General features: G+C 43.5%; 9 protein-coding genes. 2 read left to right on the plus strand and 7 right to left on the minus strand.

The window, feature by feature from the left end:
- Window positions 1-11 precede the first annotated feature (11 nt).
- The 3 genes from cydB to purL form a co-directional block, all read right to left on the minus strand.
- Entirely contained in the window at window positions 12-1,151 is a 1,140-nt protein-coding gene (cydB, locus tag AAEY93_RS05365) for a cytochrome d ubiquinol oxidase subunit II (RefSeq protein ID WP_124011971.1), read from the minus strand.
- Window positions 1,152-1,166: 15 nt separating this feature from the next.
- Window positions 1,167-2,723: a cytochrome ubiquinol oxidase subunit I gene (locus AAEY93_RS05370; protein WP_124011972.1), complete on the minus strand. Its 1,557-nt coding sequence runs from the start codon at window positions 2,721-2,723 to the stop codon at window positions 1,167-1,169.
- Window positions 2,724-4,398: 1,675 nt separating this feature from the next.
- Window positions 4,399-8,280: a phosphoribosylformylglycinamidine synthase gene (gene purL, locus AAEY93_RS05375; protein WP_124012142.1), complete on the minus strand. Its 3,882-nt coding sequence runs from the start codon at window positions 8,278-8,280 to the stop codon at window positions 4,399-4,401.
- 358 nt (window positions 8,281-8,638) lie between these two features.
- Here purL and mltF point away from each other — a divergent pair, with 358 nt between their 5' ends.
- A complete protein-coding gene (gene mltF / locus AAEY93_RS05380; RefSeq protein ID WP_101032379.1) occupies window positions 8,639-10,069 on the plus strand; it encodes a membrane-bound lytic murein transglycosylase MltF in 1,431 nt (476 codons plus the stop codon).
- A 314-nt stretch (window positions 10,070-10,383) separates the two neighbouring features.
- On the opposite strand, the gene tadA is transcribed toward mltF, so the two are convergent.
- From tadA to guaB, 3 genes are all read right to left on the minus strand, one after another.
- Window positions 10,384-10,863: a tRNA adenosine(34) deaminase TadA gene (tadA, locus tag AAEY93_RS05385; RefSeq protein ID WP_502959318.1), complete on the minus strand. Its 480-nt coding sequence runs from the start codon at window positions 10,861-10,863 to the stop codon at window positions 10,384-10,386.
- Window positions 10,864-11,051: 188 nt separating this feature from the next.
- Window positions 11,052-12,629, minus strand: coding sequence for a glutamine-hydrolyzing GMP synthase (gene guaA, locus AAEY93_RS05390; protein WP_124011975.1), 1,578 nt, complete (start codon window positions 12,627-12,629; stop codon window positions 11,052-11,054).
- Between the two features lie 103 nt (window positions 12,630-12,732).
- Window positions 12,733-14,205: an IMP dehydrogenase gene (guaB, locus tag AAEY93_RS05395; protein WP_101032382.1), complete on the minus strand. Its 1,473-nt coding sequence runs from the start codon at window positions 14,203-14,205 to the stop codon at window positions 12,733-12,735.
- 118 nt (window positions 14,206-14,323) lie between these two features.
- On the opposite strand from guaB, the gene xseA reads away from it, so the two are divergent.
- Window positions 14,324-15,652 (plus strand): exodeoxyribonuclease VII large subunit, encoded by a 1,329-nt coding sequence (xseA, locus tag AAEY93_RS05400; protein ID WP_335688477.1) that lies wholly within the window; start codon window positions 14,324-14,326, stop codon window positions 15,650-15,652.
- Between the two features lie 226 nt (window positions 15,653-15,878).
- On the opposite strand, the gene AAEY93_RS05405 is transcribed toward xseA, so the two are convergent.
- Window positions 15,879-16,556, minus strand: coding sequence for a YiaD family glycine zipper/OmpA-like lipoprotein (locus AAEY93_RS05405; protein ID WP_351075324.1), 678 nt, complete (start codon window positions 16,554-16,556; stop codon window positions 15,879-15,881).
- Window positions 16,557-16,613 lie beyond the last annotated feature (57 nt).

Consider the following 16,613-nt stretch of genomic DNA (forward strand, 5'->3'; position numbering starts at 1 on the left):
TGCTCCTTAATTTAGTAAAGTGAGTTTTTATTGTTTTCAATAAACTCACGATTTAAGCGGCCGAACATCTTGTAATAAGTCCAAATAGTATAACTTAATACTGTCGGTACGAAGATAATAGCGGCAACTGTCATCACTTTAAGTGACATTTGACTGGCGGTAGCATCCCACATGGTTAAGCTGACATTAGGCTCTAATGATGAAGGCATAACAAATGGGAACATCGCAGCACCACAAGTAAAAATCACACAAGCCACAGCAAGCGAACTAAACAAGAACGCAAATCCACTGCGATTGAAGTGACTGGCTAAAATCACTAATATTGGCATTAGCAAGCCTAATACCGGAAACAACATCGTAAGAGGATATTTATCATAGTTAGTTAACCAAGCACCCGCTTCAATCGCAACCGTTTTGGTGGCAGGGTTGGACGGACCAGCAAGGTCAAGTGTTGAGGTAACCACATATCCATCAATACCGTTAATTAACCAAACGCCTGCGGCAGCAAATAGGACGAATAATAGACCACCAAAAACTTGCGATACCTTAACACTGCGGACTCTTAATTCGCCTTCAGTCTTCATTTGTAACCATGAAGCCCCTTGCATCACAAACATCGATACACTGATAAGACCGGCTAATAAACCAAACGGATTTAATAAGCCCAGTAGTCCGCCATGGTAAGTGGCACGTAAATATTCATCAAAGTTAAATGGCACACCTTGAAGCAAGTTACCAAATGCCACGCCAATGATTAACGGTGGCACAAAACTGCCGACAAATAATGCCCTGTCCCAAGACTTGCGCCATCTTGGGTCTTCAATTTTAGAGCGATAATCAAAGCCGACTGGGCGCAAAAATAATGCAAAAAGCACTAGCATCATTGCCACATAAAAGCCCGAAAACGATACTGCGTAAACCATAGGCCAAGCAGCAAACAAGGCACCAGCCGCGGTTACTAACCATACTTGGTTACCGTCCCAATGTGGCGCGATGGTGTTAATCATAAGACGGCGATCGGTATCGTCTTTACCAATAATCGGTAATAACATGCCCACGCCCATGTCAAATCCATCGGTGACAGCAAAACCAACAAGTAGCACGCCAATTAGTGCCCACCAGACAAATCTTAATACTTCATAATCAAACATAATCAGGTCCTCCGCTTAAGCATCTTGGGTTTCGAAATGGTAACGACCAGTTTTTAAGCTGCTTGGGCCAAGGCGAGCAAACTTAAACATCAAGTAAGCTTCTATCACCAACAGAATGGTATAGAACACCGTAATCGAAATAATACTAAACCACAGATCCGTCGTCGTTAAACTTGACGCCGACATAAAGGTGGGTAGTACTTCAGAAATGGTCCAAGGTTGACGACCAAATTCTGACACAAACCAACCACATTCAATGGCAACCCAAGGAAGTGGCAAACTGTAAAGCGCAGCACGCAGTAGCCATTTTTTCTCGGCAATTTGGTGACGAGTGCTTTGCCAGAAGGCGGCAGCAAACACTAATAACATAATCACCCCAGCGCCAACCATGATACGGAAGGTCCAAAACATCGGCGCCACAGTAGGAATAGAGTCATAAGACGCTGCTATAATTTGCTCTTCGGTAGCATCAACCACTTTATCGGTATAACGCTTAAGCAAGAAGCCATAACCTAAATCAACTTTAGTTGCTTCAAATTGCGCTCTAACCTCTGCCGATTTATCGCCTGCACGTAGTTTTTCAAGCAGTGCATACGCCACCATACCGTTACGAATACGCACTTCGTGATCGCTTACAAGCTCCTTAATACCCGTCACTTCTGTATCTAAAGAGCGAGTGGCAATAATACCCATCGCATAGGGGATTTTAATGGCGTAATCGGTTTCCATGGTCTCTTGATTAGGCAATCCTACCAAGGTAAAGGCTGCTGGTGCAGGCTCAGTTTCCCACTCAGCTTCAATCGCTGCCAATTTTACCCGCTGTACTTCACCCACTTCATAGCCTGACTCATCGCCTAACACGATGACCGATAAAATAGATGCCATACCAAAGCTTGCTGCAATAGCAAATGAGCGACGAGCAAAAGGTAAATCACGGCCTTTCAATATGTAGTATGCGCTAATAGATAACACAAACATGGCACCGGCAACATAACCAGATGCGACAGTGTGGACAAACTTAACTTGTGCAACAGGGTTAAACACCAGAGCGGCAAAATCGGTCATTTCCATTCGCATAGTTTCATAATTAAACACCGAACCCACAGGGTTTTGCATCCAACCATTGGCGATCAATATCCATAAGGCTGACATATTAGAGGCGATGGCAACGAGCCAAGTGACTGCTAAATGTTGGCGCTTGCTGAAACGATCCCAACCAAAAAAGAACATCCCGACTAACGTCGACTCAAGGAAGAATGCCATTAAACCTTCAATGGCAAGTGGGGCACCAAAGATATCCCCGACATAATGAGAATAATATGACCAGTTTGTGCCAAACTGGAACTCCATTGCGAGCCCCGTCGTCACACCTATTGCAAAGTTAATCCCAAACAATTTTCCCCAAAATTTAGTCATGTCTTTATAGACTTGCTTATTGGTCATCACATACAGTGATTCCATAATGGCAAGGATAAAGGCTAAACCTAGAGTGAGTGGAACAAATAGAAAATGATACATGGCTGTAAACGCAAATTGATAACGCGATAGCTCAACGACCTCTTCGATAATCATTGGCGACTCCTTACTTCAGTACGACCAAATACGACACAGCAACACCCGGCTGCCATAATGATGATGTATACCTGAAAACGGTATTATTGAAGCAGTAGACAACTCACCAAAGTGTTCAAAATGATAAATTAACCTGTTTGCCTATGTTTTCAAGCCCAATCTTTAACGCCGTATATCTTACGGCAAATGCTTTAGATTGATCATCTTTTTTACTCAATAATGTGACAAGCATAAGATTTTTCGCATGAATATTTTTTTGACTCAAAAAATCAGTTCGTTAGCGAAAATACCACTCTTATTTTTAATCCATTTTTTGTCAGATTGATCCCACTTTTAAACAAACTTGCCGCATTAAATTTGATGGTATTAGCGCATCTATTCCTCTCCTCTATTTGAGATATTGACAAAAACCGCTTAATTGCTAGGAAGGTAAAATACACTTATTGATAAAATGACAAAATGCATCACTCATGCGCATTGTTAATTCAAAGTAATAAAATGAACAACTGCTTAATATTGAATAAAATAATTTAATATTAAATAATAATAGAAAAAATAAAATAATCATAATTAACATAATCTTAATAAAAACGAAGCCAACGTAAAAACATAATATTAAAATATACTGATTAGATTAACTAATGACAAATATCATTTTTATTAGTTTGAGAGCAAATTGAAGCAACTGTATAATTTAGACACAGTTAAGAAAACGAACGTGGTTGTACGATGAGTCGTCGTCTTAATTCCAGTGACCTAACCTAAAGAGAATGTGCTATGACTCAGTTTTACCAACATATTGCCAAGTTATACAAACGTGTTTTTGTTGAAATGTATACGGCTCATGAAATGAAATAAGCTTAACTATTTGATTTGATGTTTTGTTAGCGCAAAATATTATCTGCTCGTTGAAGTTGTTTTTTTAGCCACCTTGGCAACAGCAGCTTATTAACCCCATCCTTAGTGATGGGGTTTTTATTGGCTAAAATCAGAGAGGCTCATTGTCGAAGATCGCAGTGGGAGTAGCGTTGACTAGGCAAATAATCTGCTTGAAAACATCATGACTTGCGGTAACTGATCCTGCGTTGTATACCCAAACCACTTCAATATGCTCGTTTCAGCGCTCCCGTAGGATAACTGAACCAGGCAGTGATTGAAGAGAATGATGACGCCTTACCGAGAGCGTCGCTTCGCGACTGATAGATTCTAGGAACTAGCAAGCTCGCCAGAGGGCGGTGCTTCACTCCTTCTAGGTTTTAGGTCCTAGGATCTAGAAGCGTAGCGTCCTCGAAGACCGCTCTATCCGTGAGCGCAGCGTTCGCTTGTTATCGCTTGTTATCGTTTTCCGCCCTAGAACCTAGAAGCGTAGCGTCCTCGAAGACCGCAGGTCGTCCTAGCAGCCGCAGGCGCTCTATTCCTAGACCCTAGCAGCGAAGCGACCCTAGACCGCTCTATCCGTGAGCGCAGCGTTCGCTTGTTATCGCTTGTTATCGTTTCCTAGCAGGACGAAGTCCGCCCTAGAACCTAGAAGCGTAGCGTCCTTGAAGACCGCAGGTCGTCCTAGCAGCCGCAGGCGCTCTATTCCTAGACCCTTGATCCCCACCTTTTACCTATCAGCGCTTTCGAGTGAAAGAGTTCATGAGCTTAATATGATGAGTATAATAATCACTACTGCTTAACCAATTTTCGCTCGAGCATTACGGAACATACGCATCCATGGGCTGTCTTCACCCCAGTTATCAGGGTGCCATGAGTTGGCAACGGTTCTAAACACACGCTCAGGGTGCGGCATCATAATCGTCACACGGCCATCAGTAGTACAAATACCGGTTAAGCCATTGGCTGAACCATTGGGATTTTCTGGGTACTGAGTGGCAATTTGACCATGACCATCAACGTAACGTAATGCAATAGTGCCCGATGCTTCAGCATTGGCTAACGCTTGGGCATTAGCAAATTCAACTAAGCCTTCACCATGGGATACCGCGATAGGCATACGAGAACCTACCATGCCATCAAAAAATACCGATGGATTTTGTTGCACTTCAACTAAACTGAATCGTGCTTCAAAACGCTCTGAGCGGTTACGCACAAAACGCGGCCAATGCTCACTGCCTGGAATGATTTCTTTCAAGTTAGATAACATCTGACAGCCATTACACACACCAAGGGCAATGCTTGAGTCACGCTCGAAGAAACGACTAAACTCATCACGAGCGCGATCATTGAACAAAATTGATTTTGCCCAACCTTCACCAGCACCTAACACGTCACCATAAGAGAACCCACCACAAGCCACAAGGCCTTGGAACTCTTCAAGGCTAATTCGCCCAGATAAGATGTCTGACATATGCACGTCACGCGTCTCAAAACCGGCACGGTCAAAAGCGGCTGCCATTTCAACATGAGAGTTAACACCCTGCTCACGTAAAATAGCCATTTTAGGGGCAGCGCCTTTAAGAATATAAGGTGCAGCAACATCTTCACTTGGATTAAAGCCTAATTTAACCGTTAAACCGGGTGCATCAGCTTGTTGTTTAAGTTCATACTCTTCACGGGCGCATTCTGGGTTGTCACGCAGTGCTTGCATACGGTAGGTGGTTTCTGACCACAAGGTACGCAGCGCCGTACGGCTATCAGCAAATATCACTCGCTCACCATCGTGAATGCTAATCTTGTCTGCCGCTTGTAGGCCACCAATGTGATGACACGTTACGCCTTTAGCTTCAAATTGCGCGGCAATGGCTTTGGCATCAGTTACACTGACTTGAATAACCGCACCAAGTTCTTCGTTAAATAAACGTTCTAAATCAGTACCATTCAAGCTGGCTAAATCAATCACTAAGCCGGTATTACCCGCAAATGCCATTTCCACTAAGGTGGTAAATAAGCCGCCATCACTACGATCGTGATAAGCCATCACAGCTTGCTCAGCTACTAATTTCTGCATCACTTCAAAGAAACCCGCTAAGTTGGCGGTGTTATCTAATGTTGGCGCTATATCACCTAGCTCACTGTAAACCTGCGCTAAACAAGAACCGCCTAGACGGTTTTGGCCATTGCTTAAGTCGAGCATTAATAATGCACTGTCACCTTTATCACTGCGAAGCTGTGGCGTTACCGTTTTACGAATGTCTTGCACCACACCAAAAGCGGTGATCACTAACGACATAGGTGATGTAACGGATTTGTGAGTACCATTATCTTCCCATGCGGTTTTCATTGACATAGAGTCTTTACCGACAGGAATCGTAATACCGAGTTCGGGACAAAGGTCTTCACCAATCGCTTTAACCGCTTGGTATAAACCTGCATCTTCGCCTGGATGACCCGCTGGCGACATCCAATTAGCTGAAAGCTTAATGCGCTTGAACGAGCCGATATCAGTACCAGCAATGTTCATAATCGATTCGGCAACTGCCATGCGGGCAGAGGCGTCAAAGTCGAGTAAGGCTAGTGGCGTACGCTCCCCCATCGACATCGCTTCGCCGCAGTAACTGTCATAACTTGATGCCGTTACCGCGCAATCGGCAACGGGCACTTGCCATGGGCCAACCATTTGGTCGCGGTTAACTAAGCCAGTCACAGAGCGATCACCAATGGTGATAAGGAAGGTTTTGTCTGCCACGGTTGGCAAGGTTAAAATGCGCTTAACCGCATCTTTTAGCTCAATCTTAGTTTGATCTAACGCAGGTGATATTGCTTTTGTAGACACTACATCACGGCTCATTTTAGGCGCTTTACCTAATAACACTTCAAGCGGTAAATCAATCGGCTTGTTGTTAAAGTGGCTGTCGGCAAGCGTTAAATGCATCTCTGCAGTCGCTTCACCAACTACCGCAAATGGAGCACGTTCACGGGCACAAATATCAGCAAACTGTTGTAAGTTCTCTGGCGCGACCGATAATACATAACGCTCTTGTGATTCATTACACCAAATTTCAAGCGGGCTCATGCCTGGCTCGTCAGAAGGAACATTACGTAAATTGAATACCCCGCCGCGATCGGCGTCATTAACTAACTCAGGGAACGCATTTGATAATCCACCCGCGCCCACGTCGTGAATAAATTGAATCGGGTTGGTGTCACCTAACTGCCAGCAACGATCAATCACTTCCTGACAACGACGCTCCATTTCTGGATTTTCACGTTGTACAGAAGCAAAATCTAAATCTTCGTTAGACTGACCTGATGCCATTGAAGATGCAGCGCCGCCGCCTAAACCTATGTTCATTGCTGGTCCGCCAAGCACAATTAGCTTAGCGCCAATGGTGATTTCGCCCTTTTGAACATGATCTTCACGGATATTACCTAAGCCACCAGCAATCATAATCGGCTTGTGATAACCGCGCACTTCAACCCCATTGTGGCTAGAGACTAATTGCTCGTAAGTACGGAAATAACCGTTAATAGCAGGACGACCAAATTCATTATTAAATGCCGCGCCACCTAGTGGGCCTTCAAGCATAATTTCAAGTGGGGTGACGATACGATCTGGCTTACCGTAATCCCCTTCCCATGGGTGCACAAACCCAGGGATTTTTAAGTTAGATACCGTAAATCCGGATAAGCCTGCTTTAGGTTTAGAGCCTCGGCCGGTAGCGCCTTCATCGCGGATTTCACCACCTGAACCGGTAGCAGCACCTGGATATGGACTAATGGCAGTAGGATGATTGTGAGTTTCAACTTTCATCAATATATGCATTGGTTCTGTGTGATAGTTGTAAACACCATCGGGATCAGGGAAAAAACGACCCGCAACCGAACCCGTCATCACCGCGGCATTATCTTTGTAGGCTGATAATACATAATCTGGGGTCACTTCAAAGGTGTTCTTAATCATTTTGAACAAGGATTTTGGCTGTACTTCGCCATCGATGGTCCAATCAGCATTAAAAATTTTATGACGACAATGTTCTGAGTTTGCTTGAGCAAACATCATTAACTCGATGTCATTAGGGTTACGCTTTAACCGAACAAAATTTTCAATTAAATAGTCAATTTCATCATCAGCTAGTGCCAGGCCTAAGTTAATGTTTGCCTCTACAAGTGCGCGGCGCCCTTCAGCAAGAATATTGACACTGCTAAATTTTGCCGGTTGTGTATGGGAAAATAACACTTCTGCGGCTTCAAACGCAGGCAGCATGACTTCAACCATGCGGTCATGCAATAAGCCTTGCAGCTGTTTTTGTTGCTCTAGGGTTAACGTTGGTGATTCAACATAATAAGCAATACCACGCTCAAGACGGTTAACTTTGCCTAAACCACAATTATGGGCAATATCGGTTGCTTTAGATGACCAAGGAGAAATAGTACCAGGACGGGGAGTAACAAATAACAGGGTACCTTGTGGAGCATGGGACTCAATTGCCGGCCCGTAGGTAAGAATGGTTTCTAACTGTAGACGCTCATTTTCATCTAGTGGTTCACTCAAATTGGCTAAATGAACATATTCAGCATAAATTTGAGATACTGGAAGCGCTGCAGTTTGGCACGCCTCCATGAGTTTTTGAACTCTAAATGCAGATAGTGCTGGGGCTCCGCGAATGATCTCAATCACGTCTATTCACCTTATAATATAATAGCAGGGTCAGAATTGGCGCTATTATAGGGAATTGCACACTACAAATCACCTTTAAGCACCGGTGAAAACAGTGTTTCCTGATAGGGAAAATATCCCATTCAAGTAATGCTAAAATGAATAACATAAACACTTTACCTTTTAACAAAAAACGACCACCAAATGCTGCTTATTTGCTCAACTATAGGCGTTTAGGAAAACACCTGATAAAGTAAGCAAAAAAGACGCTATCTCCCCTACATATTTAAAGGCTATTCAATCGGTATTACATTTGTTTCTTACGTATTACTCTCGTGACATTAACGAAACAACTTAAGATAACCAATTAATAAATATGATCAAAACCTTACTCATCATTTTACTTTGCGGGATACTATCTGCCTGTCAACCTGTTGATATTCATAAAGTTGATATTGCAGCACCTGCACCTAAGCGTACCGTATTAAAGGTAGGGACACTCTATGGCCCACAGATTTATCTTAATTCAGAATTGGGTGAAAGCGGATTCGATTTTGAAATGGCGCAGCGTTTTGCTGATTATTTAGCCCTCCCCCTAGAGATGATCCCGTACACCAATCGCAAACAATTATTTGCCGCATTAAAAGAAAATAAAATTGATATTATCGCTGCTGGTATTGCTAAAACGCCAAACCGCGGTCAACAATTTAAACTCGGACCTAGCTTATATAAAGTCAATCAAGTGTTGGTTTATAAGGAAGGCACCCCGGAGCCTAAGGACATTAGCACTCTGTCGGGTGAAATTACCGTCATGGCTAACTCATCTTCAGTCAATACCTTAACCAAACTACAGAAAGACTATCCGGAGTTGATGTGGAACCAAGTCAACAACAAAGATAATGAAGAGCTGTTTGCATTAATTGCCAACGGTGAACTGATCTACACCATTTCAGATTCAAATAGCTTATTGATCAACCAGCGGTTTTTACCCGAATTACGCGCAGGAATGATTTTAGAAGAAAAAGTCGAAGTGGTGTGGCTATTGCCGCCTAAAAACAGCGATCGTTTAATGAGTCAATTACTGGCTTTTTGGCATAAAGAAAGACGTGCGGGTACGCTTGAGCATTTAAACGAAAAATATTTTGGCCATGTAAAACGTTTTGACTATGTCGATACGCGTGCTTTTATCCGCGCAATTGACAATATTCTCCCCGAATACCGCAGTTTTTTCGAACAGTATTCCGGCGAGTTAGATTGGCGTAAATTAGCGGCTGCCAGTTATCAAGAATCACACTGGAACCCTAGAGCGCGTTCCCCTACTGGGGTTAGAGGTATGATGATGCTGACCCAACCTACAGCCGCTTATGTCGGTGTTGATGATCGCTTAGATGCAGAGCAAAGCATACGTGGTGGGGCATTTTATTTAAAAGATATGATAGAGAGATTGCCAGACACGATTCCTGAGGCTCAACGAATTTGGTTCGCAATGGCTTCTTATAATATCGGTTTAGGCCATGTTGAAGATGCGCGGCGATTAACAGAGTCAATGGGAATGGATCCCAGTGCATGGCGTGATGTTAAAAAAGTATTACCCTTGCTACAACAATCTAAATATTACAAGCAGACGCGCTATGGCTATGCTCGCGGCAGTGAAGCGGTTCATTATGTCGACAGTATCCGTCGCTACTATGACACCTTAGTCTGGGTCGATAATCAAACTAAAAAGTTAGAGACTATTGAAGTTACTGAACAAATTAACGTCATTGCTGAAGAAGTCTCAACCGATGTTCATGTATCGGCAGAGTGATAAATGTGCGCAACCGTTTTTCGTCATAATCCTGACGGATAATCGTCACCAATATAGGGTATTATAGGCAGAATATATCGTTAGAAAGCATACTGCTTAAATGTGTTATTTATCAGTACCTCGGTGAAGTTAGCCAATATTAAGGGATCAGGTTTATGAGAAGAAGAGCTATAAGCAATACCATGTCACGTCGTCGAGTCATGCTTAAAGTACACAAAAACCGCATTCGAAATCGTATACGCGCCCATTTTTTACTGACACAAATTGAAGAATAATTCCATATTAGCCCCATAAAAGCATGCCACTCAATCAGTCTACTTTCTCGCTAACTGTTTGAGTGCTTTTTTTTCTGCACGGCGGCGCTTAAAAAATGCACTTAATTGCTGCCCACATTGATCTGCTAGCACGCCAGAAGTAACGTCAAGTTGATGATTAAAGGCTGGATGTGCAAATAAATCGATCACGCTGCCTGCTGCACCCGTTTTTAAATCATCTGCACCATAGACTATCCGCGCAATTCGACTGTGGATCATCGCACCGGCGCACATAGTACAAGGCTCTAACGTGACATATAAAGTGGTGTCGAGCATACGATAGTTCTCTAACACCTTGCCTGCTTGGCGAATACATTCCATCTCGGCATGAGCCGTTGGATCATGATTTACAATACTTAAATTACAGCCACTGGCAATTAACACATCGTCTTTAACCAACACGGCACCAACAGGTACTTCGCCTTCTCGCTCAGCTTGCTCGGCAAGTTGCATCGCTAAACGCATCCACTTTTCATCAATGGCTTGCTGAACCTCATTCACTGGATCATTATCAACATCAGGGGGTGGGCAAGTATCGTTTGAAACGTGTGCCTCTGGGGTATCTGTCACTCTATTAACCTAGGTAATTGTCATGTTAAGTATTCTAGCAAATAAAAAAGACGCCGCAGCGTCTTTTTTTACTTCAAACTAAGTGTAACCCTACTGGGTTATTCCCATTCAATTGTAGCAGGTGGCTTACCTGAAATATCATAAACAACGCGTGAAATACCGTCGACTTCATTGATAATTCGGTTTGAAACATGACCTAAGAAATCATAGGGTAAATGCGCCCAATGCGCGGTCATAAAGTCGATGGTTTCCACGGCGCGAAGCGATACTACCCAATCATATTTACGGCAATCACCCATTACGCCAACAGAACGAACCGGTAAAAATACGGTAAAAGCTTGGCTGACTTTGTTATATAAATCTGCTTTATGCAATTCTTCAATGAAGATGGCATCTGCACTGCGCAATAAATCACAATACTCTTTTTTCACTTCACCCAATACGCGCACGCCTAAACCAGGCCCAGGGAATGGATGGCGATAAAGCATATTATAAGGCAGGCCTAATTCTAAACCAATTTTACGCACTTCATCTTTAAATAATTCACGTAATGGTTCAACTAAGCCCATCTTCATATCATCTGGTAATCCGCCCACATTGTGGTGCGACTTAATCACATGCGCTTTACCGGTTGCACTGCCCGCTGATTCAATCACATCTGGGTAAATAGTGCCTTGAGCTAACCATTTAGCATTAGCGCATTTCTTTGATTCTTCGTCGAAGATTTCAACAAACACCCGACCAATAATTTTACGCTTAGCCTCAGGATCTGCTTCGCCGGCCATCGCATCTAAGAAACGATTTTCAGCATCTATATGAACAATATTAAGTCCAAAGTGATCGCCAAACATGTCTAATACTTGGTCAGCTTCATTTAACCGTAATAAGCCGTTATCAACAAACACACACGTTAGCTTGTCGCCAATAGCGCGGTGAAGCAACATAGCCACAACCGATGAGTCAACGCCGCCAGACAGACCAAGAATAACTTCATCATCACCAATTTGCTTTTTTAAACGCTCAATCGCATCTTCAATAATTGATGAGGGTTTCCAATTGGCTTTACAACCACAAATGTCTAAAGCGAAATGCTCTAGCATGCGTTGGCCTTGGCGAGTATGAGTGACTTCAGGGTGGAACTGCACACCGTAAAAACCTTTCTCTTCATTGGCCATAGCAGCAAAAGGACACGTTGCCGTGGTCGCAACTGTCACAAACCCTTCTGGGATCACCGACACTTTGTCACCATGACTCATCCACACATCAAGCAATGGCTTGCCTTCAGCACTGACGGCATCTTCAATACTTTTAAATAAAGTTGATGTGGTTTGCAGCTCAATTTGGGCATAGCCAAACTCGCCTTCACCAATACCTTTAATCACTTTACCGCCAAGCTGTTCTGACATAGTTTGCATGCCGTAACAAATACCTAATACCGGTACACCTGCAGTAAATACATATTCAGGGGCGCGAGGTGAATTATCTGCAATGACGCTTTCAGGACCACCCGCTAAAATAATACCATTTGGGGCAAACTCACGAATTTGCGCTTCGCTCACATCCCAGGCCCATAACTCACAATACACACCAATTTCACGGATACGACGCGCAATAAGCTGAGTGTACTGAGAACCAAAATCGAGGATTAGAATCTTATGATCGTGAATATTACTCATGGGTAACCTTTACATATTGATTAAGTGTAATACCCCACATCAAATCGATGTGGGCAAATTAACGTTAATAACAGGAGGGCGACAGTTGTTACCCTCACAGAAATTATGAACCAGAACGATAGTTTGGTGCTTCTTTGGTAATGGTTACGTCATGCACATGCGACTCACCCATTCCTGCAGACGTCACTTTCACAAACTGTGCTTTTTCATTTAACTCTTTAATGGTGGCGCAACCCGTTAAGCCCATGCATGAGCGTAAGCCGCCCATGTGCTGATGGATAATTTCTTTCAACTTACCTTTGTACGGTACGCGACCTTCAATACCTTCAGGGACTAATTTGTCAGCAGCGTTATCGCTTTGGAAGTAACGGTCAGATGAACCTTGAGTCTGGCCCATTGCACCAAGTGATCCCATGCCACGGTAAGACTTGTAAGCACGGCCTTGGTAAAGTTCAGTTTCACCCGGCGCCTCATCAGTACCGGCAAACATCGAACCGGCCATGATGCATGATGCACCCGCGGCTAATGCTTTAGCTAAGTCACCAGAGAAACGAATGCCGCCATCTGCGATCACTGGAATACCTAATGCCAGTACTGCTTCTGCAGCATCTGATACGGCGGTAATTTGCGGTACGCCGACACCCGTCACAATACGAGTAGTACAAATTGAGCCAGGGCCGATACCCACTTTAACCGCGTTAACACCCGCTTCAACTAACGCTAGTGCGCCTGAAGCTGTTGCTACGTTGCCGCCCACAATTTGTAAATCAGGGTATTTGGCTCGAGTGTCGCGAATACGTTGTAATACGCCTTCTGAGTGACCATGTGATGAGTCTATCAATAACACATCAACACCGGCTTTAACGAGGGCATCGACACGCTCTTCATTACCAGGGCCTGCACCAACCGCAGCACCGACACGTAAACGACCTAATTCGTCTTTACATGCGTTTGGCTTGCGCTCAGCTTTTTCAAAATCTTTAACGGTGACTAAGCCTTTGAGTTTAAAGTTGTTGTCTACCACTAAGACTTTTTCAATACGATGAGAATGCATTAATTTTTGCACTTCATCTAACTTAGTGCCTTCAGTCACAGTAACCAAACGATCTTTGGGGGTCATCATGTCAGCGACGGTTTTGCTCCAATCGGTGACAAAACGTACATCACGGCCAGTAATAATACCCACAAGTTCGTGCGCTTCATTGACCACTGGGTAACCGGCAAAACCATTACGTTCAGTTAATAAACGTAAATTAGTTAAGCTTGTTGTAGGCGTGACGGTGACGGGATCTTGAACAATACCGGCTTCATAACTTTTAACTTTACGAACTTCTTCGGCTTGTTGCTCAATACTCATGTTTTTATGAATAAACCCTAAACCACCTTCTTGCGCCATCGCGATAGCAAGGCGAGATTCAGTCACAGTGTCCATAGCCGCAGACACAAGTGGAATATTTAATTCGATTTTAGTCGTTAAACGAGTTTTAAGAACCGCGGTATTTGGGAGTACGGTCGAGTGGGCAGGCACTAACAAAACATCATCAAAAGTGAGTGCATCTTTCAGTAAACGTAGCATGGCAACATCCCCCTAGTTAAGTAGGATTTGAGGTAAATATTGCGGCGAGATTATACCTTGCATATTGCAGTTGGTAAATGGAAAATAGATTTTTATTAACGTTAGAATGAGAATATTCATGAGTGCCACAAAAAACAATGTTTACAGCGTGTCGCAATTGAATAGCGAAGTTAAGCATATTCTTGAAGGTCAAGTCGGTAAAATATGGTTAAACGGTGAAATATCAAACTTTTCGTCACCCAGCTCTGGCCATTGGTACCTCACCTTAAAAGACGCTCATTCACAAATTCGCTGTGCGATGTTTAAAGGCCGTAATCAATCGGTACGCTTTAAACCTATTAATGGCCAGCAAATATTGGTTAAAGGTGCTATCAGTGTTTACGAGCCCCGTGGCGACTATCAATTACTGCTTGAGTCCATGCAGCCAGCAGGTGATGGATTACTGGCACAAGAATTTGAAGCATTAAAGCTAAAATTAGCCGCTGAAGGCTTATTTGCATTAGAAACTAAACGCCCTATCCCAGACAATATTCAACGTATTGGTGTTATTACGTCGGCAACGGGGGCTGCACTGCGGGATATTTTACATGTATTAGCACGTCGAGATCCCTCTATCGAAGTGATTGTTTACCCCACTCAGGTACAGGGCGCAGCAGCTTATCAATTAATTTGCCAAGCTATTGTCACCGCTAATCAACGCATGGAAGTCGATGTGTTGTTACTGGCTCGTGGAGGAGGGTCATTAGAAGATTTATGGTGTTTTAATCACCAAGATCTTGCCCATGCAATATACAACAGTGCACTGCCGGTCATCAGCGCTGTAGGACACGAAATTGATACCACTATCAGCGATTATGTTGCCGATGTTCGCGCACCGACCCCCTCTGCTGGCGCTGAACTATTATCAAAAGATAAAGGCAATAAGGCAGAAAAGTTAGCGCTATTATTATCGCGTTTACAACAGGGCATGAAACATTACCAATTGCAGCAGTATGGACGATTAACTCAGCTATCACATCAACTGCAACGCCATGAACCTCAACGCAAACTACAGCAATTTGAACAACGTTTTGACGAAATGCAAATGCGCCTAGAAAACGCCTTACAGCATAAACTCAGTCGCTTAACCTTACGCCACCAGCAATTACATAATCGCTTACAGCAGCGCTCGCCCATTAATACCCTAAAGCTGGAAACTAATCGATTGTCATACCTCAATACACGCTTAATGGATGCGATACAGCACAAATTGACCCAATCAGAACAAAAGCTGTCTAACACCGCACATCAGCTTGATACCGTGAGCCCGTTAGCCACATTAAGTCGTGGGTATTCGATCACCAAAGACAATAATGGCAAAGTATTATTTGATGGCGCTAGTGTAAAATCTGGGGATGAAATTCAGACCCAACTTGCCCGAGGTCACATCGCCTCGGTAGTTAAATAACCTCAACTCGGGATAAGTGACGGTTATCAAATAGTGAGGTGATGACTTACGCTACGTCAATTGCAACTCAAGCCATCGCAAGCCAAAACATAGCACCACGGCTCAGCCTAACGTCAGCCATAATCATAAAAAAGGCACTAAGTGATTATCTCACTTAGTGCCTTTTTTTGTATTCAGTGATATAAACCGAATACTTATTATTCATCGACTGACTACTGACTAATGGTTATTTACCCATTGGCGTGAGTACAATTTCAACGCGACGATTTTGCGAACGACCTTGCTCGGAAGCATTACTCGCAATCGGGCTTGATTCGCCCATGCCAGTAGATGACACTCGTGAGCCACTGACTTTTTGGCTGGTAAGATACTGCGCAACTTCGCTTGCTCGTACTTGAGATAAACGTAAGTTGTAAGAATCAGAACCCGAACTGTCGGTATAACCAATCACATTTAAGCGGGTGTCATCGTATTCTTTTGCCACTAATACCACACTGTTTAATACTGATTTAGCCCGTCCACTTAATACCGTTTGATCAACTGCAAAGGTCACTTCATTAGGCATATTCAGTACAATCGTGTCACCGTTGCGGGTCACACTGACGCCAGTGGATTTTAACTGCTTACGCAACTCAGCTTCTTGCACATCCATGTAATATCCAACACCGCCACCAACGGCAGCACCAGATGCTGCACCAATCAAAGCACCTTTACCGCGGTCGCTTTTGCTTGATGACAGAACACCAATGGCAGCGCCTGAAAGGGCGCCAATCATGGCGCCATTAGTGGCTTTAGAATTTTCTGATTCACCTGTATAGGGATTAGGTAATTGGCAACCTGACAACAACAGCACCGAACCAATTAATGAACTGCATAACAATGATGCATTTAACTTTACTAACATACACACTCCTAAATACTTATCCCTGATGAATAAGCAAAAACTGCCAAAATCAAAAAA

It is taken from the genome of Shewanella sp. CAL98-MNA-CIBAN-0140 (genome assembly GCF_040309905.1).
GTDB lineage: Bacteria > Pseudomonadota > Gammaproteobacteria > Enterobacterales > Shewanellaceae > Shewanella > Shewanella psychromarinicola.

Excerpts from the sequence above, each read along its gene's own strand:
- mltF (WP_101032379.1), top strand. The coding sequence starts at position 8,639 with ATGATCAAAACCTTACTCATCATTTTACTTTGCGGGATACTATCTGCC.
- guaA (WP_124011975.1), bottom strand. The coding sequence starts at position 12,629 with ATGAGTAATATTCACGATCATAAGATTCTAATCCTCGATTTTGGTTCT.
- xseA (WP_335688477.1), top strand. The coding sequence starts at position 14,324 with ATGAGTGCCACAAAAAACAATGTTTACAGCGTGTCGCAATTGAATAGC.
- guaB (WP_101032382.1), bottom strand. The coding sequence starts at position 14,205 with ATGCTACGTTTACTGAAAGATGCACTCACTTTTGATGATGTTTTGTTA.
- AAEY93_RS05405 (WP_351075324.1), bottom strand. The coding sequence starts at position 16,556 with ATGTTAGTAAAGTTAAATGCATCATTGTTATGCAGTTCATTAATTGGT.
- cydB (WP_124011971.1), bottom strand. The coding sequence starts at position 1,151 with ATGTTTGATTATGAAGTATTAAGATTTGTCTGGTGGGCACTAATTGGC.
- AAEY93_RS05370 (WP_124011972.1), bottom strand. The coding sequence starts at position 2,723 with ATGATTATCGAAGAGGTCGTTGAGCTATCGCGTTATCAATTTGCGTTT.